The organism is Yersinia sp. 2540 StPb PI (genome assembly GCF_052217165.1).
GTDB classification, from domain to species: Bacteria; Pseudomonadota; Gammaproteobacteria; order Enterobacterales; family Enterobacteriaceae; genus Yersinia; species Yersinia enterocolitica_E.
In genome coordinates, this window is record NZ_JAZGQC010000001.1 from 3,643,003 (window position 1) to 3,666,823 (window position 23,821).

The following is a 23,821-nucleotide window of genomic DNA, read 5'->3' on the forward strand; positions in this document are numbered from 1 at the left end:
TCATACAGGATTTAATTGATGACAACTATTCTCAAACACCTTCCTATTAATCAGCGTGTTGGTATTGCTTTTTCTGGTGGCCTGGACACCAGTGCAGCACTGTTATGGATGCAGAAAAAGGGTGCAATTCCTTATGCATATACCGCCAATTTGGGTCAGCCTGACGAAGAAGATTACGATGCAATTCCGCGTAAGGCAATGGAGTATGGCGCAGAGAAAGCCCGTCTGGTTGATTGCCGCAAACAACTGGTTGCTGAGGGTATCGCAGCCATTCAATGTGGTGCATTCCATAACACCACCGCCGGTGTGACCTACTTTAACACCACCCCGCTGGGCCGTGCTGTCACCGGTACCATGCTGGTTGCCGCCATGAAAGAAGATGGTGTCAATATCTGGGGTGATGGCAGTACCTATAAAGGTAACGATATCGAGCGTTTCTATCGTTATGGTCTGTTGACCAATGCTGAGTTGAAAATTTACAAACCGTGGCTGGATACTGATTTCATTGATGAATTGGGCGGCCGTCATGAAATGTCCGAGTTTATGATTCAGTCCGGTTTCGACTATAAAATGTCGACCGAGAAAGCCTATTCCACTGACTCTAATATGCTTGGAGCCACTCACGAAGCCAAAGACTTGGAATTCCTTAATTCCAGTGTCAAAATCGTTAACCCGATTATGGGCGTGAAGTTCTGGGATGAAAACGTAGTAGTGAAAGCGGAAGAAGTCTCTATCCGTTTTGAACGTGGGTATCCGGTTGCTCTAAATGGCGTAGTGTTTGACGACAGTGTTGAGCTGATGATGGAAGCTAACCGTATTGGTGGCCGTCATGGTTTGGGGATGAGCGACCAAATTGAGAACCGTATTATCGAAGCCAAGAGCCGTGGCATTTATGAAGCCCCAGGGATGGCGTTGTTGCATATCGCTTATGAGCGTCTGCTAACCGGTATTCATAACGAAGATACTATCGAGCAATATCATGCCAATGGCCGGGTGTTGGGTCGTCTGCTGTATCAAGGCCGTTGGTTTGATCCACAAGCATTGATGCTGCGCGATTCTGCGCAACGTTGGGTTGCGAGCGAGATTACCGGTGAAGTGACACTGGAACTGCGTCGTGGCAATGACTATTCGATTCTCAATACGGTATCTGACAATCTGACCTACAAACCAGAGCGCCTGACCATGGAGAAAGGGGATTCCGTATTCTCACCTGACGATCGTATTGGTCAGTTGACTATGCGTAATCTGGATATCACCGACACCCGTGAGAAGCTGTTTAACTATGTTGAAACCGGTTTATTATCCTCTTCAGCAACCACTGGGCTGCCACAAGTTGATAATAACAACTTAGGCGCACGCGGGATTCAGGATAAGAGTAAGTAATTATTCTCTTGAACTAAAATTTTTAGGCCGTAAAGGAAAGCCGTCCGAGTTTGTACACCAATACGTGCCCGCTAAATACTTGACAGTGAGTAGCAATAAGACCGAAATATCAACACTAGATCGCCCTTGCGTTACGTTGGTAACAAAGCCCTGCTGGAAAGGCCGCTTACCTGACCAGCACAAAAAAACCGCCTACCTGGCGGTTTTTTTGTTTCTATTTGATTATTCAACGACTAAAAACTCCCTTAGCAATTCAAAGCCATTCGAGTTGCAGGTAGGCAGCAAGAGAATGAACTCCGATGAGCTTACTCATGTAAGTGATTCGGGTGAATGAACGTAGCTAACACCCCTGTAATTTCAAGGACGAAGGGGAGTAGGTAACTCAATATTACTTTCAGCCAACAACCCCATATTGTTATACATGGCACAGGCGGCATCCACTAAATGCATGGCAATTGCGGCGCCACTGCCCTCACCTAGCCGCATGCCCATTTGCAAGTATGGCTCGAGTTGCAGATGGCTTAACGCAATGACCGCACCTTTTTCTGCTGATAGATGAGAGGGGATCAAATAGTCACGGACCCCCGGTGCGATACGGCAAGCCGCTAACGCAGAAGCATATGAGAGGAAACCATCCAACACCACCGGTAACCCCGCCGCCGCCGCACCAAGCATCACGCCGGTCATGCCTACCAAATCAAAACCACCCACTTTCGCCAACACATCAATACCATCACTGGCATCTGGATGATTGGTTTCGATAGCACGGCGCACTACCGCCACTTTATGATGCAACTGCGCGCTAGGAAAATTAGCCCCAATCCCCACCACCAATTCAGGATCGCTGTCAGTAAACACGCTGACCATCGCCGCTGCTGGCGTAGTATTCGCCATACCCAACTCACCAACACCAAACACTTTCACGCCTTCAGCCGCCTGCCGTAATGTCAGCAGTGCACTGGCACAAAGTAAATCCTCTGCCTGCTGGCGAGTCATTGCCGCTTCACGGGCGATATTGCCACTGCCACGCGCCACTTTCATATCCACCACACCGGGTAGCGTCTCGCTATCAATACCCACATCGACAATTTTTACTTCAACACCGGCATTAGCCGCTAGCACGCAAACACCCGTTACCCCTTTCACCATGTTCAACGCCTGAACCAGCGTGACCACTCGAGGTGAAATAGCCACGCCTTCATCGTAGACGCCATGATCTGCTGCCATCACAATAATTTGTTTGCGCTCAACCTGATGCCCGTATAACCCCCGCATTCCAGCCAGTTGAACCGCCAGTTGTTCCAGGCGACCTAAGCTACCTGGTGGTTTCAGTAAACCATCCAACCGCACCTGTGCTCGGGCCATCGCCTTGCTATCCAGCGGCGCAATCGTGCGCAGAATCGATGAAAGTGTTTGCATGTACTTAACCTCGTATTGCAGGCTGCCAAACAGCCCGACTGTTAAACGCACGCAGCGTGACAAATCCATCATGGATCTCTAATACGCTGTATGCCCCCTGATCAAAATGAAAATGCCACATAGCCGCCGCTGGCATGGCCAGCAAACGAGCCAACATCAGGCTTAATACCCCCTGATGAGCAACCAGTAGCCGATTGTTATCATTACTTTGTGGTGAAGTGCCCGATGCTAACAACAGTGGCTGGATAACCTCTTCAACCCGGGCAGAAAACTGAGGGAATGACTCTCCTCCGGTGGGACTTGCCTGTTGCCAATCGGCCACCCATTGTGCCCATGCATCCGGGTCTTCCCGCTGTAAATCATGATGATGGCGCATTTCCCAGTCGCCAAAATTCATTTCATTTAATTGCCCGTCGCTATCGGCGCTCACCCGGTGCCCAGCAAGTATGATGTCGGCGGTATGGCGGGCGCGCAGCAACTGGCTGCTGACGCCCTGACAAAAATTCACATCCGCTAACCAATCGGCCACCCATCCGGCCTGCTCCACACCCTGTGGTGTCAGTGCCAAATCGGTCAGGCCGCAAAAAACGCCACGCAAATTGGCCTCGGTTTGCCCGTGGCGTACCAGAAAAAGTCGCATAGAATGGCTCAATCTTGAGATTATTCAGGAAATAACGCTGTTATTGCAGGGCAGCTACAACAGCGCCAGCAAAAACACCAACTCACCTATTTCAGCAGCCGCGCCCAATGTATCACCGGTTTGCCCGCCTAAACGGCGACGCAGATAGGTTGCCAACAGCAGCACTACCGCCATGGTAATCACCAGTGCCAACAGCGCAGTCCCTTTCCCCAGTAACAGGGTAAGTATTGCGCCACCCACTAATGTAACGGCAGTTTGCCGGCCGGTAACTTTACCGATGTAAATATTGCCCAAGCCATTGCCTGCGCGGGCATAACGCTGGCGGTACATCAACAACACAATCACCGTGCGCCCCGCCACTGAAGCTGCCATTAGCATCAATAGCATCGGCACATCGCGCAGTGCCAGTTCACTCACCACCAGCACTTTCGCCACCACGATAAAGATCAAGGCTAAACCGCCGTTAGTACCAAGGCGGCTATCACGCATGATCTCCAACATCTGCTCGCGTTTACGAGCGGAAAACACGCCATCGCAGGTATCTGCCAAACCATCAAGGTGGAAAGCACCAGTGACCAGCGCCAGTGCCAGCACATAACCCAGTGCCGCTAACGGAATGCCACACCAGGGGGCCAGCAGGGTAAAGACCAGCGCGCCGATGATACCGACAATCAGCCCAATCAGCGGGAAACCGATAATACCGCGTTCGTACTGATCCATCGCCAACCCTTGCGTCCAGCGCTCTGGCACCGGAATCCGGGTCATAAACTGCAAGGTGGCGAGAAATAGACGCAGGCTCATTTAATTTTTACCTCAATGCCGGAAACCACCAGAAACACCTGGTCAGCGGCAGCAGCCAGGCGCTGATTGACCCGACCGGCGATATCGCGAAAATGTCGCGCTAAACGATTTTCCGGCACAATGCCCATCCCCAGTTCATTCGTCACCAAATAAATCGGTGCTGAACTTCGGGCACAGGCGGCCAGCAGATCGGTAATTTGTTGCTGAATCCCCGCTTCAAGTAACATGAAATCCATCTGCTCCGGCGGCGTATCACCGGCCTGTTCAAACAGCAGATTAGTGATAAGGGTGGTAATACACTCCAACATCACCGCTTCGCCGGGTTCCACTTGCTGATCCAACACTGCCCCCAGATCCCGATAACCTTCCCAGGTACGCCAGTGTGCCGGGCGACTGGCGCGATGTAACTCAACCCGCGCGGCCATTTCCACATCTGTTACCACTGAGGTGGCAATGTAAAACACCCGCTCAGCCGCCTGTGCCGCCAACCGTTCAGCCAGCGAACTTTTGCCGCTGCGCGCACCTCCGGTAATCAAAATCACTGCGCGCTCTCCTGTCGATGTGTTTTCATTATTTTATAAATACTTTCAATATCAATATTTTGTCGCATATGTGCTGCCAGAATATCAAACTGTTGCTGCTTATGTTCGGCGTAATTCACCGTCACACCGTCAAACGCCGCCAGCCCTTTACGTTGGCGCAAATTGTCCAGCAGTGGGCGAGTGAAGTTGTGGCTGTCAAACAGGCCATGAATATAGCTGCCCAGCACACTGCCGTCGGCGTTCACCGCCCCTTCCAGCCATTGCTCCAATTGCCCGTTACGCAATGTCAATTGCGCGAAAGGCTTGGCTGCCGCTCCAAGCAGGGATGCACCCATATGAATTTCATAACCTTCCAGTTGCTGCTCGCCGCAGCTTTCCAGCATCCCCGGCAGGCCCGTCAGACAATAGCCACTGACCCGCGTGGTCACTTTGTCCTGTGCAAACTGCGTTTCCACATCCAGCAAACCAAGGCCTGCCATCTGTTCCAGCCCAGACTCCACACCATCAATAATACGTTTTCCCAACATCTGATAACCGCCACAGATACCCAGCACCGGTACCTGATGTTGATGTTGTGCCAATAACGCGGCGGCCAGCCCACTGTGATGCAACCACTGTAAATCGCCCAAGGTATTTTTGCTGCCAGGCAGAATAATCAGATCCGGTTGCCCCAAGGCTGAGGGCTGCGAAACATAGCGCAGGCGCACATCTGGCTGGGCCGCCAACGCATTAAAATCAGTAAAGTTGGCAATGTGTGGCAAGTGAATGACAGCGATATCCAGCGCTTTTTCCGCCGCATCCTGATATTTGCCATTTTGTAATGCCACACCATCTTCATCTTCCAAATCAATATCCAGCCACGGCATTACCCCTAATACCGGCACATCCGTCAGCGCTTCAATCTGTTCCAACCCGGGTTTAAGCAGCGCAATGTCACCCCGAAACTTATTGATTATCACCCCTTTGACCCGGGCTTTTTCATGAGGATGCAACAGGGCTAAGGTGCCATAAATAGCCGCAAACACCCCACCGCGATCGATATCAGCCACCAGTATCACCGGTGCATCGGCCATTGCCGCCATCCCCATATTGACGATATCGCGGTCACGCAGGTTAATTTCTGCCGGGCTACCCGCCCCTTCCAGCACCATGACGTCATATTCACGGGCTAAACTTTGGTAAACCTCGCTGATTTGTTGCTGCAATTGCGGCTTATATTGATGATATTCCACCGCATCCATATTGCAGGCAACTTTGCCCATCAGTACCACCTGCGCCTTACGGTCACTGGTGGGTTTGAGTAGTACCGGATTCATGCGCACATCAGGGGTGATGCCTGCGGCTTCCGCCTGAAAAATCTGTGCCCGCCCCATCTCCTCACCCTGCGGCGTAATACCTGAGTTGAGCGCCATATTCTGCGATTTAAACGGTGCACAACGATAGCCATCCTGCATAAAAATACGGCATAGCCCAGCCACCAATACACTCTTACCTACATCAGATGCGGTACCTTGCACCATCACCGATAAACTCATTGCGCCTCCTCGGTTTCACGCTGACGCATCAACGCAAAAAGTTGTTCTTCCGTTTTGCATAACGGTAACCCTAGCTCGCAGTGCATTTTGACCAACCATGGCTGGATAAGCCCGGCAGCGCGCAGTTTATCCTGTTGCAGAAACACCTCAGTCGTTTCACCGGCCATCATTAAGCGACCATGAGATAAGACATACAGATAGTCACAAACCTTGTAGACCAAATCGATATCATGGCTGGAGAGAATAACCCGTTTCCCTTCTGCCACAATGCGTTCAATGATGGTAATCATGTGCTGACGCCCGGCCGGATCCAGCCCAGCGGTCGGCTCATCGAGTAACAGATACTCTGCTTCCATCACCAGTGCTCCGGCAATTGCCACCCGTTTTTTCTGACCGTGACTGAGGTGCTGAATAGATTTATGGCGAAAACCCTGCGCATCAACCAGTGTCAGCGCCCGATCCACTCGCGCGGCGATCACCGTTTCCTCCACGCCGAGATTACGCAGGCTGAACGCGATATCACTGTCGATATCGGTATAAAAAATCTGCTGTTCCGGGTCTTGGAATACCGTTGTCACCCGTTGGCGTAGCTCACGCAGGCTGGCCTTTTTATAACTCAGCGGCTCTCCTTGCCACAGCACAGTCCCGTGTTGGGGTTGCAAAATACCGGTCAGATTCATAAATAAGGTGGATTTGCCACAGCCATTGGCGCCCAAGACACCAGTGACCGCGTGCTGACTGAAATCCAGCGTCAGATCGTGCAATACCTGCTCATCCTGATAGCTGAAACCTAACTGCCTGGTGGCTAACATCAAATCCTGCCTTACAGGTGGAAATCACCCTGATAAAGTTTCATATCCAGCGAGATAACCATCTGTTGATAGCGAATCATCACGCGGGTAAATAGCATACTCACCAACATAGCCAGCGAATGGTAGCCAGTACGCAATGAGATATAACCAAACCGCAGGGACTGCGCATGATGGATAGCAGCAGCCTCTTCAGCCAAAATAAAAATAAAGCGCCAGGTCAGCAAAATTTGCTCAGTCAGCAAACGGGGGGCATGGCAGCGTTTAAGTATCTGAATAAGCTGTGGGAATGGCGTATTCAGCACAAACCAGAAAGTCGCGGCCAATGCAGCCAGGCTACGCCACAAGGTCTGATTGGCAGTGGTTAGACCGACTTTATCGATACCGAACCACCAATTGCCGATTTGTATACTCCACCACATGCTCTCCGGTTGACGGGCGAGGGATAACACAATAGTCACCAACCCCACCAACAGGAATGACAGCGGGATAGCCAGCCAGCGCAGATAACGGCGCGGGCCAATGCGTAACAAGTAGCAGGTCAGCGCGGCGATAAATATCAGCAGTAGCGCCTGATAGAGCGGCGGGCTGAGCATCGCCAACAACAGGAAAACCCCATACAGCACCAGTTTTCCTATTGGGTCAACCTGCCGCCAGCGGCTTTGATAACTTAGTTTATCAATCCCCAGCATGCTCACCGCGTTTCCCCCGGTAGTAACCCAAGATATAGAAAATCACCGCTGCGCCAATGGAGCCTTGCAGGGTGAACAACAGACTCTCAATTTCACCACTGGCAGGTTCATATAATGGCTGGAACCAAGGCTCATAGTGCGGTGCTGTTTGCTGGATCAGCGCTTCAGCCTCACCATCCGAGCCACCGTATTCGCCACCGTGATTAATAAAGAACGGCATAATAACCAGTGCAATCACCATTGCCAGCAGGATCAGGGTCTTTTTCATGTTAATGGCTCTCCGCGTGAATTAAGCGCCGTTTGGTTAATTGGTCGTAAATCATGACCGTCAGCAACCCTTCGGCAATCGCAATTGGGATCTGGGTAATACAGAACACCCCCATAAACTTGATAACTGAACCACTGATACCAAATTGTGGATCGGGGAATGCCAAGCCAAGTTGCACAGAGGTGACAAAGTAAGTGGTTAAATCCGCTAACATGGCACAGAGGAAGACCCCAACATCACGGCGTAATCCCGCTTTACAGGCCAATTTCCACACCAAATAACCCACTACCGGCCCGATCACCGCCATCGACATACCGTTAGCACCGAGCGTTGTCAGCCCGCCGTGTGCCAGCAATAGCGCCTGGAACAGCAGTACAATCGCCCCCAGCACTGCCACCACCACCGGCCCAAACAAGATGACAGCCAGCCCTACCCCTGTAGGGTGCGAGCAACTGCCGGTCACCGACGGAATTTTCAGTGCTGAGAGCACGAAAATAAACGCACCACACAGCGCCAGTAACACTTTCTGATTGCTGTCTTCAGCCACAATCTGCTTTAAGCGCACCAACCCCATAAACAGACATGGCAGAAACAATACCCACCAAGCCAGCGCCCACATCGGCGGCAGAAAACCTTCCATAATGTGCATGGCAAAAACGTCATTCGGTGCCAGCGTGAGCAAGATTGCCATTGCCACTCCGCTATAAGACAGTTTCTTTAACTCTTTTTCCATTTCCATTAGTTGCTCCAATCACTTTGGGGAGTAATTTAAAATTAATTAACCCTCTATTTAACTAACCTGTTATCCATTAACTCGTTGCTGTTTATTCACTAAAATGGTCGAGAAATAGGGCAATGGCTGGTCAGCGGCGATGCTATCAAGCTGACGCCAGCACACTTCGCCGGGCAATGAGGCTTCCGACATCAACAGCGCATGTGGGAACAGCTCCAACCGTGCCAGCAGCGCCTGGATCCGAGCAAAACGGCCGTAGACTTTCATTAGCACCACACAGTCGTGATCCCGCAGTGCGCGCTCCAATTCGGCCTCCGGCGCGGTACAGGACATGATGGCCAGTGACTGCTGCTCCATCGCCAGTGGTAGCGCCGCACGCGAGGCAATGGCGGCAAATGAGGTTACGCCCGGTACGATTTCCAACCAATCAGGCCGCCCGATACGTTCCAATAAAAACACCCATGTGCTGAATAACATGGCATCGCCGAGGGTGATAAATCCCACCTGGCGGCCATTGGCCACTTCCGATTGCAACTGCTGCGCCACCTCATCCCATACCGCTTGCTTCTCACTATCATCAGCGCTCATAGGGAAATGACAGGTGCGGATTTCGGTATGTGGTGAAAGGTATTCGCGCACGATAGAGAGCGCCAGACTGTCGCCACCTTTGCGCCCGGCAGGCGCATACAGCACATCGAGTTTGGCTATCAGCCGTGCTGCGCGCACCGTAATTAAATCACTGGCACCTGGGCCAACACCCAATGCATAAAGTCTGCCGCTCATTACGCTGCCTCCTGCTGTTTTTGTTGTAAGGCTTGGTCCAGATGTTCGACAAACATTTGACGTATCAATGGGTTCTCACCCAATCCTTGTAACCAGGAGTGAGCACAGATACCGGCGGCCTCCAATTGCGATTGCCATGAGTCCGGCTCATCAGAGGCCATATCGTTGATGGCATGGCAGCCTGCCACCAACATCAGCGGCATTAAGTGCACTTTACGTACCCCCTGCTGTTGCAGCCGGGTAATGATATGGCTGATTTCTGGATAACTTTCTACCGCGCCCACCAATGCCGGGAAATGCAGCGAGGTCATCAGATGATCAAGGCAGGCATAGGCTGAAAAGGCATAATGGCTGGCGCCGTGGCCCATAAAAACCACCCGCTCATCGGCGGCCAGCACCGGCATTTGAGCCTGTAACGCCACCAGCAATTGTTGGTAATCGGCAAAACTGCTTAACAACGGCGTACCCAATACCAGACGATGGAAACAGTCGCTAAAGGTGCGCACTTCATTAGCAATTTTTTCGTATTCATCGCCGTTTATCACATGCAGCGATTGGATGGCGACATCCTGATAGCCCTGTTCAGCCAGGTGTTTTAGCGCCTCCCGTGGGTTGTTGATCAGCAAACCATCGCGTTTGCGCAATTTGCGGATGATCATCTCCGAGGTAAACGCGCGAAAGACATCACGATCGCTGTAAGCTGCCGCCAGTTGCTGCTCGCAAGCATCAATATTCTTTTGGCGGGTTTGTTCATAACTGGTGCCAAAACTGATCACCAACAGTGCCTTTTTCATTTTATTGTCCTCGTTGTTCTTGCCTGTGGGCCAAATTGTTGCCAGTGGTTCAGATGTTGACTAAATTCATCTAATGACGTCACTTGCTGACCAATACCGCCCAATACCACGCTGGCGGGGCGACACACCACAATGCAGGGGATATTCAGTGCCAGACAGGGGGCGACTTTTTCCTGATATCCCCCCTGGGCACCGGACTCTTTAGTGATAACCACATCCGGCTGGCAAAACTCATACAGTGCCTGATTGAACGACGCGCTGAATGGCCCGCGCAGCGCAATAATGTGGTCTACCCCCAGCCCCAGCGCCTCACATTGGTTCAGCACTTGCGCCGTGGGCAGCACCCGAACCAGTAAGGTTTTACCCACCAGCCCACGTTGATATTCAGCCAACTGCTTGCTGCCAGTCGTGAGTAACACCCGCGGCCCCAGCCGTTTGGCCACCTCACAGGCCGCAGCGACACTATCGACCTTGTGCAGTAGAGGGTGGCTCAGAACATCAATTTCACTTGGTCGTTGGTAACGGGTCAGCGTGACATTTGACTGTTCGCAGGCCGCCACCACATTGTCACTGAGCATGCAGGCATAAGGATGCGAGGCATCAATCACCCACTGGACCTGTCTGGTCGCCAAAAAATCAGCCATCTGCCCTGCATCCATCCGCCCAACCATGACCTCACCGCCAATATCCCCCGCCAGTTGTTTACCGGCGTCCGTGGCGACCGACAGGCTATAGCGTTGCTCTGCGACATCCAGCAATTGGCAAATCAGCCGCGCATCACTGGTACCGCCAAACACATGAATCGGTGGATAAGGGTGATGGCCCATCACAATGAATAACCCCGTGGCGTGATCATCAGCCCATCACGGCAATAGGTCGCCTGATTACCGACGATAACCAGACTGGTCATATCCACCGGTTCGAAATCCATCTCACCCAGCGTGGTTAGCCATTTCTCCTGTTTTTTACGCCCGGCGGCTTTCACTACCCCGACCGGCGTTTCAGGCCGCTTCCACGGCTGCATTAGCTCAAACGCGCGGGCCAGATGCCCTTCACGGCCACGGCTGCGTGGGTTATAGAAACAGATAACAAAATCAGCCTGCGCTGCCGCGATAATGCGCTTTTCGATCACCGCCCACGGCGTCATCAAATCACTCAGGCTGATATGACAAAAATCATGCATTAGCGGCGCACCGAGTAACGAGGCGGCAGCAATACTGGCGGTGATCCCCGCCACCAACCGCACCTCCAACTCCAATTTTTGTTGCGTTACCAGCTCCAGCACCAAGCCCGCCATACCATAGATCCCGGCATCACCACTGCTGATAAGCGCCACGTTATGGCCCGCCAGCGCCAGATCAATGGCGGTTTGGCAGCGCTCTATCTCTTTACACATGCCGGTTTTGATCACCTGCTTATCCCCAGTCAAGGGTTTCACCAGATGGGTATAGGTTTTATAACCAACGATAATTTCCGCCTCGCGGATTGCGGCGATGGCTTCCTGCGTCATCATCGATTCACTGCCCGGCCCAATGCCAATTACGGTTAACATTAATGCGATACTCCCAGAGTGATGGTGACACCCTGCTGACGCAGAGTATTGCCAACCAATTTACCGTCGCTCATCAGCCAGGCGACCGGTTGTGAAACGCTGCCGACACCCACCGTTTGGCGGACAAAATCAGAAGCAGGGAAACGTTGCTCATGGCGGCTCAGTTCGCCGACACTGAACAGTTCGAACGGTACTCGCCAGCACTGAGCCAATTGATGTAACGCGGGTTCATCTTTTTTGATAGTGACACTGCCAATAGCCCGCAGCGCCATGAGGTCAAAGTGATTCTCGGCCATTTGCTGTTGTAACAATTCAACCAAGGTTTGCAGCGAGGTGGCCCGGCGGCAACCGATACCCGCGACTACCCGGCGTGGCACCAGTTTGTAAACCGGTAATGGTAATGGGGGCAGGCTGTCGCGTAACGTGACGCAAACTAGTGCATCCAGTTTTGGCAATTGATCCAACGAATCGACCGCTACAAAACCACGGGTGTCACAGCGTTCACGCTCAGCTAACAGGGGTGCATCCCACCACAACCCCACTTTTTGTTCGCTGACCAACATTTGATTGACCACTTTGACGGCGTGACGAAAATCCTGCATTTCACCGTCCAGTTGGGTCGCCAGCGTATCCAATGCCGCCATCTGGTTAACGTCGGTTGCAGTAGTTATCACCGGATCGGCCCCGAGAATGCCCGCCAGATAACGGGTTAACGTATTGGCACCACCCACGTGACCAGACAACAGACTAATAACATGTTGCCCACGCTCATCAATCACCACCACCGCCGGATCACTCATTTTGTCATTCACCAACGGGGCGATAACCCGCACTGTCAGGCCGATAGCCCCGACCACCACCAGTGCCGAGTACTGTTTAAATGCCTCGCGGATGGTGTCGCCAAAACTGCCATTGAACGGCAGAAAACCCGGTTCCAACAGTTTTTCACTGGTAAAGCAGGTCAGCGGCAAGTGGGTCTGCAAACGCCGCGCCAACCGCACCCCGCCCGGAGTCAGGCAAAATACCGCTATGGATTCAGGCTTGACGATATTCATGGCTAAACCCCGCATCATAGAGTTTGGAATAGTGGTATTCATCGCCGAGGAACGCCCCCACCAAAATCAGTGCAGTTTTATGAATAGCGGCGGCGCGGACCAATTCGGCGATATCAGCCAGCGTACCGCGCACAGTAAGGCTTTCAGCCCATGTCGCTTTGTACACCACCGCAACAGGAGTCGTCGCCGGGTATCCGCCAGCAATCAAACGTTCAGCTACGCGGTCCATCTCTTGCACTGACAAGAAAATCGCCATCGACGTTTGGTGCGCGGCAAACGCCTCCAGTTGCTCCAACGGCGGCATCGGGGTTCGCCCTTCGATTCGGGTAATAATCAAGCTCTGCGCCACTTCTGGCACGGTGTATTCCACCCCCAGTTGCGCTGCTGCGCCAAGAAAAGCACTGACACCCGGTACCGACACAAAACCAATACCGTGCTCACTCAACACCTCCCCCTGCTCACGGATCGAACCATATAAAGAGAGGTCACCGGTTTGTAATCGCACCACCAACTTGCCAGCCCGCACACCATCAACCATCAGTGTGATGATCTGTTCCAAATTCAAACCCGCGCTATCGTGGCATTGCGCCTCTGGCGAACAATATTCCAGCAGTTCGGTATTGATCAGCGAGCCGGCGTAGATAACCACCTCTGCTTGCTGTAACAACCGGTAGCCTTTCAGGGTGATCAACTCTTTGTCGCCCGGCCCTGCACCGACAAACCAGATTTTTTGTGTATCCCAGGGTTGTATTACCGCTGTTGATACAGCATCAGGATGCTCAGACATTGCGCGCCTCCTTGTGGCAGGAAATAAGATAAGTAGGATTATTAGGTTTAAAATAGTGTCCGCTGCCCAAAGGGGTCAGGGTGGAGAGTTGCAACTGCACGCAATCTAACTGGCTGACAGCGCAGTGCTGTAAGTGAGCCAACGCGTCATTAAGGTTATTGAGCAAAATAAAGGTCAGTACCAAACGGCCATCGGGCTTTAGTGTCATCAGCGCCCAATCAATCAGATCGGTTAAATGCCCGCCGCTGCCACCAATAAAAATGGCATCGGCTGCGGCCGTATTAGGCAAGGGGGCAACGCCTGCAATAATCGCCACATTGTGGCAACCCAGCCGCTGGCGGTTTTCGCTAATCAGTTCCAGTGCTGCTGGATTGCGCTCAATCGCGGTGACCTGCAAATCGGGGAAGCGCAGTGCCGCTTCCAACGCCACACTGCCCGTCCCGGCGCCCACATCAATCAGATGGCCATAACAAGGTAACTCCAACCGTTCCAGTGCTAATGCGCGCACCGCTTCTTTGGTCATCGGGACTTTTTGCCCACGTAAGAACAGATCATCTCTCATTGAGGATCACCACCACATTCATGTCATAACGCGCCGCCACCTGTTGTTGCGACAGACGGTGAATACGTTCATTGGGTTGTGACAGGTTTTCACCGATAATCAAGGTGCGGGACAGACCACGCTGATGTAATGCATCGGCGATGGCACGCGGGCCGATAATACTGTCAGTCACCATCGCCACCTTGTCATGCTGGAAAATCCAGTCAAAATCGGGTACCCGCCCGTGGCTGCTGGTAAGAAAAAGGTCATTCATATCCAGCGCCACTTTGGCACACAGATATTGAATAGCGCTGATGCCGGGCACGATATGTAACTCGTCAGTGCCGAAGTTCGCCGCCAGCAGTTTGCCAATGCCATACAGCAGAGGATCACCGGAAGCCAGTACCACAATGGCGCGAGTTTTGTTGCTATCCAGCCACTCCAGTAACCCCAGCAGATCCGCATCTAACCAGCGGGACTCACGGACATTGCTGCTAAATGTTGCCAGATGGCGCTTCCCGCCCACCAATACCTCAGCCTGGCTGATAGCCCGCCGGGCTTCAGGGGTCAGATAGTCGATATCACCTGGGCCGATGCCAACAACCGTAATCATCGCAATGCCTCCACAATCTCATCCAGAGGCCGGCTGCTGCCTAACACCTGATTATCGAAAGAGAATAAAATCGCATCGCACTGCGGCGGATTAACGGAGAAACGCATCATTTCAGCAATTCGCTCACAGATACGTTCGGCAATACGGCTGTAGACCGCCTGCCACCCCTGCTCAGCAATCAATTCCATCGCCGCTTCAGTGGTATCGCACTGGTTCACTTCAAGCAGTAGCGCATGCGGCGCCCCCATCAGCGCCAGATGGGCAACCAATGTTTCCATACGCCCATCCGCGATATGGCTGTGGGTATGGAAGATACCGGCGGCCACTTTCACTAATTTGCCGGGATGCCCTACCAGCAGCACCTGACGAAAGCCCAGTCGCACGGTTTCCTGCAACATATAGCCGACGAAATTACTCATGGTCACCACCCGCTGGCTGTCGAGGCCCAGATGGTCGCGAACAAAGCGCTCGCCATGATTGCCCGGTACCAGAATGACGCGATCTTCACCCGCCGCGCACTTCATCTCCAATTCCAGTGCCAGCGAGCGTTTCCAGCTCTCTTCCGACATCGGTGTCACAATGCCGGTAGTGCCGATGATGGAAATGCCACCGAGGATCCCCAACCGCCCGTTGTAGGTTTTTTTCGCCCGCTGTTGCCCTTCGGGAGCAAAGATCTCTATTTCAGCACCGCGTAACGGGCCGATGACCTCGCGCACTGCTGCCTCGATGGTCTGGCGTGGTGTACGATTAATGGCTGAGCTGCCTACGGGGAGGCCAATACCTTTACGGGTTACTGTCCCGACCCCTTCGCCACCGCGCAGAGTAATTTCCGTCTGTTCACGCAGCGTGACGCGAGCAAAAATCAGCATGCCGTGGGTCGCATCAACATCATCACCACCATCTTTGCGGATGGCCGCCGTAGCTTGCTGGCCCTCAATGAGGGGTTGTTCTACATTCAGGCATAACGTGACACCGGAAGGCGTCACAATTGAAATCTGGTCAATCACTTGTTGGCGCAACACCATTAGCGCCGCCACTTTAGCCGCCGCCGTCGCACAAGAACCGGTGGTGTAGCCTTTGCGATATTGTTTGCCGTTATGCCAAATGCTGTCTAATTGCTGGTTTTGCAGCATCTGACTGTCATTGACAGTAGCCTCACTCATAGCGCCCCCCGTAACTGATAGAGGATGGCGTTGATGATGGCGGCTGCCACATTGCTGCCCCCTTTGCGCCCAAGTGCTGCAATGCACGGCAGGTCACTGGCAACCAAGGCATCTTTGGATTCAGCCGCCCCGACAAACCCCACCGGTACACCAATGACCGCGATCGGTGTGGCGTGGCGTTCCAACAAGCGGAATAACGCAGTCGGGGCATTACCAAAGACAAACAGCTTTTCTCCTGACTCTGCCAGAGCAACATCCACTGCGGCCATCGAGCGAGTAATACCCTGTAGCGGCGCACTCTCCACCACCCGTGGGTCACTGATGTAGCAACGGCATTCACATCCCATCTGCTTTAACAGCACTTTGTTGATACCGGACATCGCCATCGTGGTATCGGTATAAAGGGTGCAGCCCCGGCGGATACCCTCGGCAATATGGGTCAGTACCTGCGGTGAGAAATGCAGAATATCCAGCCAATCAAAATCCGCCGTGGTATGGATAACCCGCTTGATCACCGCTTCTTGCATCTCACTGACAAAGCGAAAGTCCGGCCACTCATCGGCAATAATGTCACCGATGATGGCAAAACTGTTTTGCTCTATTTCCTGCGGGTTCTTTATATAGTTCATCAGGTTATCCTTGTTAAATGCCGACCAGCAGCAGACGAATCAGGGCAAACAGTAATAGCGCTAATAACGATGCCACCAGCATCAAATGGATAGTGCGCGGGATATCGCCCAGATCCACCTCGCGCCGTTCATCACCGATCCAGGGTTTTTCAACCCGCACGCCAAAGTAATCATTCGGCCCCCCCAACCGCACGCCCAGTGCACCGGCAACCGTGGCCTCAGACCAGGCGCAGTTAGGACTGGCGTGCTGATAACGATCACGCCAGCCGATGCGCAATGCCTGACGATAATCGGCCCGTAGTAACCATGCGGCTGCGCTGAGTAATAGCCAGCTCAGACGGGCTGGGATCCAGTTCGCCAGATCATCCATCCGTGCCGACACATAACCAATTGCGCGGTATTTTGGCGTTTTGTAACCCACCATCGAATCAAGGGTATTGACTGCTTTGTAAGCCATTGCCAACGGAGCGCCGCCTAACATCAGAAAGAACAGCGGTGCAATCACGCCATCAACGCTGTTTTCGGCCACTGTCTCTACCACCGCACGGGTGATTTGTGGCTTCTCCAGTTGTGAGGTGTCACGCCCGACAATCCATGACAGCTTCTCGCGGCTTTGTGCCAGCGAACCGTGTTTCAGGGCATCAAACACCAGCAGCGCTGCGTCACTCAGGCAACGTCCCGCTAATAAGGTGTAAATCATCCACACTTGCGCCAACCAGCCGAGCCACGGATTGATGTGTGTCATCAGTGATAAGAATCCCCAACTCAGCAGCCATGTCACACCGACCACCACCAACCACAACACTGCGCCCCCCCACTTCAATGCCCATTCACTTTGGCAAACCGCACGAATCGCACGCTGCATGACAGAGATCAGGTTACCCATCCAGCGCACCGGATGCGGCCAGTGCGGCGGGTCGCCGAGCCAGCTATCAAGCAAGAAAGCGACAAACCATGCGCTCAGGGTCATAGCACGCTCCGGGCAGCGGTCAGCCAGCCATCCAGTAAACCGGGGCGCTGAGCAAAATGGATATGCAGATAGCTGGCCTGAGTGCGCTGGAGTTGATAGCCACTGTGCCAGCGCTGAATAGCGACGCCATCACGCCATTTGCTGCTATCAAATACCGGCGTCAATGGGCTGGTAAAATCGGAATAATGGAATTCATGACCACGTAGAATTTCACCTTGTGCAGCCAATAAGGTGTCACTGCGGGCCTGTGCCTGACAGTAACCAAAGCGAGTCAGCCGTTTCCCCATCTGGCTCTCACCGGCCAAAATACCAACCATCGGGTGGCGCTGCCCCCCCTCATCCGTTAAGCCATCACCGAGGTACATCAGGCCACCGCATTCGGCATACAGCGGAATCTGTTGGCGGTGCGCTTGCTGTAACGCTGCATGCATCGCTGTATTTGCGGCTAAGCGAGCAGCGTGAATTTCGGGATAACCGCCCCCGAGATAAATCATCTGACAATCAGGTAACCGGCGGTCATGAAGTGGGCTGAAACGTTGGATGCGCACGCCTGCCTGCTCTAGCAGGTCTAGGTTATCGGGGTAATAGAAATTGAATGCTTCATCTTCGGCCAAGGCCAGTGTCAGGCCGTTAGCCAGTGTGGATGAAGGTAAGGAAGGGGGGGTGCCGACAGGCTGTGCCGCACAATGCGTCAGTGCCAGTAATCGGTCAAGATCGATAAAGGCTTCAACCTGCTGTGCCAGCCGTTGCCAGCGGGGCGAGCTGTCGGGCTGATGGGTTTTACCCGCCACGCCCTCACGCTGTTCTTGCACCGGTATCAACCCTAAATGGCGTGATGGCAGCGCGATATCATCCATCACCGGCAAACGGCCCAGCACGGGAATACCGCAGTAATGCTCGATGGCGTGGCGGATTAGCTGATAATGGTTTTCTGAATTAACACGGTTAACAATCACGCCTGCAATGGTGAGATTCCGGTCAAACTGGCAGAACCCTAGCACGGTAGCTGCAACCGAGGTGGATACCGCCTTGCCATCCACCAGTAAGATAACCGGACAGCCCAGTTGCTTGGCCATCGCCGCACTACTGCAATAATCAGGATCAGTGCCGTAGCCGTCATACAAGCCCATCACACCTTCGATCACCGCCACATCAGCATGGCGCATATGCTGATTATACAGCCCATTCAAGGTCGCAGGCGGTAGCATAAAAGCATCGAGGTTACGCGAGGTAACACCGCTGACGGCGCTATGCCAGCCGGTATCCAGGTAATCTGGCCCGACCTTAAACGGCTGCACAGACAACCCGCGCGCCATCAGCGCCCGCAGAATACCCAACGTCACGGTTGTTTTACCGCATCCACTGCCGGTACCTGCGATAATAAATGCTTGTTTGCCAGACCGTTGCATAAAAAATCCCGCCATTTCGAGCGGGATATGCAGTGTCAAAAAGGTGCGTCTGCGCAACGTCACCGCAGCGCGCATCTGATGACAACCCGCTTCCCACCGAAGGAGTTGAATATATTTTACCGATCTGGCTGGTCTTCTGGCTTAGCGTCATCCTCCCCCGCACCTTCCCAATCCAGTGGATCAGTGGTTTCAGCGGGTTCGTCGGCATCACAGCAGCGGGGGCTGCGGGGGATTTTCACCCCCTTCCCTGTCGTGTATTAAGTATCAATGCATACACGACATAACCATTTCAGTAACTTCCCCCTCGTATTGATAGCTACAGCGTTGTTAGCAACTCTCACGCACCTGCATCACTGACCTTAGTCAGCTCCACGGGTTTGTTCGTTTGCTACCTTGCTGCAACGCCAACTACGTTGAGGTATGTATTTATCTAATACAGTAGATTATTTTATTTCTATTTCGTTATAGAATTTATCTCTTTATTTACACAGTTGTAACGTCAACTGATTTATTAAATCCGGTTAACGTTAATATACTCTTTTCCACAAATAAAAAATGGTTAATTTCATTTTTTGGGGATTATTTTTTAGTGTCAACACAGCAAATAATTGCCACCACATTATTAAAAATAACTTAAAAACAATCACTTACAACGATAACGACATTTAAGAACATAACAAAAAATTGTCATTATTTATTTAATATATTAATACCCATCACAGTTCTTAAATATATAAACGTGAGCATAGAGCATGACTAATTGTTATTAGATCAATAACTGTCATTCCATTTCACTGCGTTCAGAAGAAAGTGAACGAAATACCTGCGGTGTCACATTATAGGTCTGGCGGAACACCTTGCAAAAATAGCTGGTTTGGGAAAATCCAAGATTTTTGGCAATGCTGGCAATGCTCCAATCACTGTGCTGCAACATCTCTCTGGCATTGGCCATGCGTTGTTGGTTGACCCAGGCATTGAAGCCGATCCCCTGATATTTTTTAAATAATTTACTGAAATAGTAAGGGCTGAGATACACCTTGCCAGCCACTTCTTCCAACCGCAGCTCTTCTGACAAATGCGTGTCTATATAGCGTAGTGCTTTCTTCATTTTGCTGTCATGCGGGTGGACCGGCCGTACCCTGCCCGGCTCTTTGCTCCCCATATTGTCATTGATTACAACGAAATTGAGGTGTTTTTTCAGGCAGTTCTCAACAATCAGCTTCAGCAAATCAGCCGAGGCTATTACCCGAGAAAAATCCATTATCGGTACATTATGGAACTCATCCATTAGCGCCGGATTCTGCTGCCAGTTATTATCGACATTCAGAATATCAATAAGGTAAACATCTGCATGCAGCCGGACCTGCCCACATAACACAAAACCCACCAGATGGCCGGCAATCACCAAAGGAATAGAAAAATCAGTTAATCCGGCATGGCAGCGGTAGATGCAGGGCTCATTGGATTTGGACGCTTCAAGGCCACCACAACGATCACTCATCCGACAACGCAGATGGTTAACCGGATCTTGACGCATTAATTGACAAAATGGAGTGAAATTAAACAGGTCAGAGATTTCCTCACCGTGAATATTCACCACCACCACCGCCAATCCGGTAGCTTGGGCAAAATCCTGGGCGATTTTATTTATGAGCTCTGAGTTAAGAGAACTGGCAGAAATCATGATAAAACCTCTCAGTTAATTTATTGTTATTAAATTTTATTTTATTGTTATAAAGCATCCCTGTAATAAGTAATATGTTAGAACATTGTTATTTAGTCATTCCTATTCACCAGGTTAAAATCTATTTCCCTGAAAAGGTAAAGTAACAATTTACTCTACCAGAGTCATAAACGTCAGGGGACAATTAATGAGCCATTAACCAGAATGGATCACGAAATTTCCTCACCCAGTGTCAGATGAGGAAATCCATGTTGCTTTATAAATTAACTTTCTCATCCTCTAACTTACAGGTATTACAAGGTAGATTTTTGCCAATGAGGAAGCGATAAACTGCGGCCCCGAGGCAAGCACCAATAATCGGCGCCACAATCGGAATAATGAAATAAGGGATATCACGGCCGCCGGTCATTGAGATTTTTCCCCAACCAGCAAAGAAGGTAAATAATTTAGGACCAAAATCACGTGCTGGATTCATGGCAAAACCAGTTAATGGAGCGGTAGAAGCCCCAATAACCGCCACCAGAATACCGATCAATAGTGGACCTAATGCACCGCGTGGCACACCGTTACCATCATCAGTTAGTGCCATAATCAGCCCCATAAGAATCGAGGTGATAATAATTTCAACAAATGCAGCCTGCCATACGCTGATTGCCGGTGATGGGAAGGTGCTGAAGATACTGGCTAATTGCAGACTTTCCATGCTGCCACGCACCATCTGGTGTGCGGCTTCGAAATCAGTAAATAAATTATGATAGAGCATATAGGCCAGTGCCGCGCCACCAAAAGCACCGGCAACTTGAGCAATGCTGTACGGGATGACTTTCCGTGCGGGGAAACAGGCAAATAGCCATAACGCGATAGTAATGGCCGGGTTGAGGTGAGCACCGGAAATTCCTGCCGTCAGGTAGACCGCCAGTGAAATACCCAGCCCCCACACGATACAGATTTCCCACAAACCAAAACTGGCACCTGCTACTTTCAATGCAGCTAAACAACTAATACCAAAAAACAAAAACAGCCCGGTACCGAGAAATTCCGCAATACACTGCGCTTTTAGTGAGTCGTTCATAGGGTTACCCTGCTTGTTATTAAATTAATACGTTATATACCCTAAATAATTCAAGTTTCAGGAAAGCGGCAACTGAGTAAATCCCCAGGAGCTTACATCAGTAAGTGACTGGGGTGAGCGAAGGCAGCCAACGCACATGCAGCTCGAAGTATGACGGGTATGGAAATGCACGGCCCATGACCCAGCCACTATAAAGAGAGCAAAAATGAAAGTGTTGTCGTGATGTGCCATTAATTAAATAAAAAATAGACCTTGAATAACAAATTATTGTCATTTCCGTAGAAAAGTTAGCGCCAACACCGTGTTAACAGGCACTTTTATGCTTTATTCCGCTATATGACTTTCTTGCCATTTATTCTTTCCGTTATTGTTATCAAGCTCGCACTTTTGTGGCTGCTCCCCCCTCAGGTGTATCATTATATTTATGCGCGCGATCACGCGAACTATTTAATCGGGCAGGCGCGCAATTAGCAAATTTAATAGCTACTGTCACCTAATAAATTGTAATTCTGAATATGCAATAGCCAGTTATTACCACCCAACATCAACGAAATAACGTTTTAAAACATAATATTAAGTTATAGCCATGACAATAATTTGTTATTTCCTCACTAACCATTCCCGTCAGTAAATTCAACACAGCCATTCTTTTTCATTGCTTGTTTGTATATTCGTTCTCAGCACGAACCTGACAACTTTATTTTTAAACTTACCGAATTTGTTTTTTTAAATTTACTGAATGGCCCCAACACGACAATTTTTATTTTAGAACCTGAAGCGCGTTTGAAACCGTAATAGCTGTATTTCCAACGCACAAACATCAGGTCCCTGACATCCCCGTCGAGGTATTTATGCAACAAGAAGCACTAGGAATGGTGGAAACCAAAGGGTTGACTGCGGCCATTGAGGCTGCGGACACCATGGTGAAATCGGCCAATGTGACATTAGTCGGCTATGAAAAAATTGGCTCTGGTCTGGTCACCGTCATCGTACGTGGTGATGTGGGCGCAGTTAAAGCAGCCACTGATGCCGGTGCAAGTGCGGCTGCGAAAGTGGGTGAAGTGAAATCGACCCATGTCATCCCACGGCCACACACCGATGTCGAGAAGTTCTTGCCAAAGGGAAATAGCTAATGAAAAGCAATGACCTGGTCGACCAAATCATGGCGCAGGTGATAGCAAAAGTCAGCGAACACGCTCCGGCGTCTTCTAAACAACCCTCCTATAAACAACGAGATACGGCTATGGCTGAGAAGACTTGCAGTTTAACGGAATTTGTTGGTACCGCGATCGGTGACACGGTCGGACTGGTGATCGCCAACGTCGACAGCGCCCTACTGGACGCAATGAAGCTGGAAAAACGCTATCGCTCCATCGGTATTTTGGGCGCACGTACCGGCGCAGGCCCGCACATCATGGCGGCCGATGAAGCTGTCAAAGCCACCAATACTGAAGTGGTCAGTATTGAGTTACCCCGCGATACCAAGGGCGGTGCCGGTCATGGCTCGCTGATCATCTTCGGTGGTGATGATGTTTCTGATGTGAAACGTGCCGTCGAAGTGGCACTGAAAGAGCTGGATCGGACCTTCGGCGATGTTTACGCCAATGAAGCCGGTCACATTGAATTGCAGTACAGCGCACGTGCCAGCCACGCATTGGAAAAAGCATTTGGCGCGCCATTGGGCCGTTCTTGCGGTGTGATAGTCGGTGCACCGGCGTCGATTGGTGTTTTGATGGCGGATACCGCCGTGAAATCTGCCAACGTTGACGTGGTGGCTTACAGCTCCCCCGCACATGGCACCAGCTTCAGTAACGAAGTGATTCTGGTTATCTCCGGTGATTCTGGCGCAGTTCGTCAGGCAGTAATTTCTGCCCGTGAGATTGGCAAAACGGTATTAGCGACCTTGGGTTCTGAACCGAAAAACGACCGCCCTTCTTATATCTGACG

Annotated in this window: 26 protein-coding genes and 1 riboswitch; of the genes, 3 read left to right on the forward strand and 23 right to left on the reverse strand. The window is 51.5% G+C overall.

The features are described from left to right. Window positions 1-18 precede the first annotated feature (18 nt). Window positions 19-1,383 carry an argininosuccinate synthase gene (gene argG / locus V1956_RS16790; RefSeq protein ID WP_442825363.1) on the forward strand — a complete coding sequence of 455 codons (1,365 nt, stop codon included), beginning with the start codon at window positions 19-21 and terminating at the stop codon, window positions 1,381-1,383. A 357-nt stretch (window positions 1,384-1,740) separates the two neighbouring features. Here the strand turns inward: argG and cobT are convergent, their stop codons facing one another. The 23 genes from cobT to pduF all read right to left on the reverse strand — a co-directional run bounded on the left by cobT (window position 1,741) and on the right by pduF (window position 21,874). After that, a complete protein-coding gene (cobT, locus tag V1956_RS16795; protein WP_372558508.1) occupies window positions 1,741-2,802 on the reverse strand; it encodes a nicotinate-nucleotide--dimethylbenzimidazole phosphoribosyltransferase in 1,062 nt (353 codons plus the stop codon). 4 nt (window positions 2,803-2,806) lie between these two features. Beyond that, a complete protein-coding gene (locus tag V1956_RS16800; RefSeq protein WP_372558507.1) occupies window positions 2,807-3,442 on the reverse strand; it encodes an adenosylcobalamin/alpha-ribazole phosphatase in 636 nt (211 codons plus the stop codon). A 54-nt stretch (window positions 3,443-3,496) separates the two neighbouring features. Further along, window positions 3,497-4,243 carry an adenosylcobinamide-GDP ribazoletransferase gene (cobS, locus tag V1956_RS16805; protein ID WP_372558506.1) on the reverse strand — a complete coding sequence of 249 codons (747 nt, stop codon included), beginning with the start codon at window positions 4,241-4,243 and terminating at the stop codon, window positions 3,497-3,499. Further along, window positions 4,240-4,785, reverse strand: coding sequence for a bifunctional adenosylcobinamide kinase/adenosylcobinamide-phosphate guanylyltransferase (gene cobU, locus V1956_RS16810; RefSeq protein ID WP_372558505.1), 546 nt, complete (start codon window positions 4,783-4,785; stop codon window positions 4,240-4,242). The genes cobS and cobU overlap by 4 nt, the downstream gene beginning before the upstream one ends. Then, a complete protein-coding gene (locus V1956_RS16815; RefSeq protein ID WP_420071657.1) occupies window positions 4,782-6,320 on the reverse strand; it encodes a cobyric acid synthase in 1,539 nt (512 codons plus the stop codon). The genes cobU and V1956_RS16815 overlap by 4 nt, the downstream gene beginning before the upstream one ends. Beyond that, window positions 6,317-7,132 (reverse strand): ATP-binding cassette domain-containing protein, encoded by an 816-nt coding sequence (locus tag V1956_RS16820; RefSeq protein WP_083159258.1) that lies wholly within the window; start codon window positions 7,130-7,132, stop codon window positions 6,317-6,319. Before V1956_RS16820 ends, V1956_RS16815 begins: the two co-directional genes overlap by 4 nt. A gap of 11 nt (window positions 7,133-7,143) precedes the next feature. After that, window positions 7,144-7,821: an energy-coupling factor ABC transporter transmembrane protein gene (locus tag V1956_RS16825; protein WP_372558503.1), complete on the reverse strand. Its 678-nt coding sequence runs from the start codon at window positions 7,819-7,821 to the stop codon at window positions 7,144-7,146. After that, the gene (locus V1956_RS16830) at window positions 7,808-8,089 is read right to left on the reverse strand and encodes an energy-coupling factor ABC transporter substrate-binding protein (protein WP_005185363.1); all 282 of its coding nucleotides are present in this window, start codon (window positions 8,087-8,089) and stop codon (window positions 7,808-7,810) included. Before V1956_RS16830 ends, V1956_RS16825 begins: the two co-directional genes overlap by 14 nt. 1 nt (window position 8,090) lies before the next feature. Further along, complete coding sequence (gene cbiM / locus V1956_RS16835; protein WP_005185360.1) at window positions 8,091-8,828, reverse strand: cobalt ECF transporter S component CbiM; 738 nt, start codon at window positions 8,826-8,828, stop codon at window positions 8,091-8,093. 63 nt (window positions 8,829-8,891) lie between these two features. Then, window positions 8,892-9,605, reverse strand: a complete 714-nt coding sequence (locus V1956_RS16840; protein ID WP_372558502.1) for a cobalt-factor II C(20)-methyltransferase — start codon at window positions 9,603-9,605, stop codon at window positions 8,892-8,894. Next, window positions 9,605-10,399, reverse strand: coding sequence for a sirohydrochlorin cobaltochelatase (gene cbiK, locus V1956_RS16845; RefSeq protein WP_372558501.1), 795 nt, complete (start codon window positions 10,397-10,399; stop codon window positions 9,605-9,607). Before cbiK ends, V1956_RS16840 begins: the two co-directional genes overlap by 1 nt. Beyond that, a complete protein-coding gene (locus tag V1956_RS16850; RefSeq protein WP_420071662.1) occupies window positions 10,396-11,226 on the reverse strand; it encodes a cobalt-precorrin-6A reductase in 831 nt (276 codons plus the stop codon). Before V1956_RS16850 ends, cbiK begins: the two co-directional genes overlap by 4 nt. Then, window positions 11,226-11,951, reverse strand: a complete 726-nt coding sequence (locus V1956_RS16855) for a precorrin-3B C(17)-methyltransferase (RefSeq protein WP_372558500.1) — start codon at window positions 11,949-11,951, stop codon at window positions 11,226-11,228. The genes V1956_RS16850 and V1956_RS16855 overlap by 1 nt, the downstream gene beginning before the upstream one ends. Then, the gene (gene cbiG, locus V1956_RS16860; RefSeq protein WP_372558499.1) at window positions 11,951-13,006 is read right to left on the reverse strand and encodes a cobalt-precorrin 5A hydrolase; all 1,056 of its coding nucleotides are present in this window, start codon (window positions 13,004-13,006) and stop codon (window positions 11,951-11,953) included. The genes V1956_RS16855 and cbiG overlap by 1 nt, the downstream gene beginning before the upstream one ends. Next, complete coding sequence (locus tag V1956_RS16865) at window positions 12,987-13,793, reverse strand: cobalt-precorrin-4 methyltransferase (RefSeq protein WP_372558498.1); 807 nt, start codon at window positions 13,791-13,793, stop codon at window positions 12,987-12,989. Before V1956_RS16865 ends, cbiG begins: the two co-directional genes overlap by 20 nt. Then, window positions 13,786-14,355 (reverse strand): decarboxylating cobalt-precorrin-6B (C(15))-methyltransferase, encoded by a 570-nt coding sequence (locus V1956_RS16870; RefSeq protein WP_083159262.1) that lies wholly within the window; start codon window positions 14,353-14,355, stop codon window positions 13,786-13,788. Before V1956_RS16870 ends, V1956_RS16865 begins: the two co-directional genes overlap by 8 nt. After that, entirely contained in the window at window positions 14,345-14,947 is a 603-nt protein-coding gene (locus tag V1956_RS16875) for a cobalt-precorrin-7 (C(5))-methyltransferase (protein WP_372558497.1), read from the reverse strand. Before V1956_RS16875 ends, V1956_RS16870 begins: the two co-directional genes overlap by 11 nt. After that, a complete protein-coding gene (cbiD, locus tag V1956_RS16880) occupies window positions 14,944-16,110 on the reverse strand; it encodes a cobalt-precorrin-5B (C(1))-methyltransferase CbiD (RefSeq protein WP_442825364.1) in 1,167 nt (388 codons plus the stop codon). The genes V1956_RS16875 and cbiD overlap by 4 nt, the downstream gene beginning before the upstream one ends. Next, window positions 16,107-16,739, reverse strand: a complete 633-nt coding sequence (locus V1956_RS16885; RefSeq protein WP_420071660.1) for a cobalt-precorrin-8 methylmutase — start codon at window positions 16,737-16,739, stop codon at window positions 16,107-16,109. The genes cbiD and V1956_RS16885 overlap by 4 nt, the downstream gene beginning before the upstream one ends. 13 nt (window positions 16,740-16,752) lie before the next feature. Continuing rightward, the gene (gene cbiB / locus V1956_RS16890; RefSeq protein ID WP_442825365.1) at window positions 16,753-17,709 is read right to left on the reverse strand and encodes an adenosylcobinamide-phosphate synthase CbiB; all 957 of its coding nucleotides are present in this window, start codon (window positions 17,707-17,709) and stop codon (window positions 16,753-16,755) included. Beyond that, complete coding sequence (locus tag V1956_RS16895; protein ID WP_442825366.1) at window positions 17,706-19,118, reverse strand: cobyrinate a,c-diamide synthase; 1,413 nt, start codon at window positions 19,116-19,118, stop codon at window positions 17,706-17,708. The genes cbiB and V1956_RS16895 overlap by 4 nt, the downstream gene beginning before the upstream one ends. A gap of 109 nt (window positions 19,119-19,227) precedes the next feature. Beyond that, window positions 19,228-19,422: riboswitch (cobalamin riboswitch) on the reverse strand. A 477-nt stretch (window positions 19,423-19,899) separates the two neighbouring features. After that, a complete protein-coding gene (gene pocR / locus V1956_RS16900; RefSeq protein ID WP_372558492.1) occupies window positions 19,900-20,802 on the reverse strand; it encodes a transcriptional regulator PocR in 903 nt (300 codons plus the stop codon). 256 nt (window positions 20,803-21,058) lie between these two features. Beyond that, window positions 21,059-21,874, reverse strand: a complete 816-nt coding sequence (pduF, locus tag V1956_RS16905) for a propanediol diffusion facilitator PduF (protein ID WP_083159268.1) — start codon at window positions 21,872-21,874, stop codon at window positions 21,059-21,061. Window positions 21,875-22,725: 851 nt separating this feature from the next. Between pduF and pduA the strand changes: the two genes are divergently transcribed. Continuing rightward, window positions 22,726-23,007, forward strand: coding sequence for a propanediol utilization microcompartment protein PduA (pduA, locus tag V1956_RS16910; RefSeq protein ID WP_032906380.1), 282 nt, complete (start codon window positions 22,726-22,728; stop codon window positions 23,005-23,007). Continuing rightward, window positions 23,007-23,819, forward strand: coding sequence for a propanediol utilization microcompartment protein PduB (gene pduB / locus V1956_RS16915; protein WP_004699354.1), 813 nt, complete (start codon window positions 23,007-23,009; stop codon window positions 23,817-23,819). The genes pduA and pduB overlap by 1 nt, the downstream gene beginning before the upstream one ends. The last annotated feature ends 2 nt before the right edge of the window (window positions 23,820-23,821 follow it).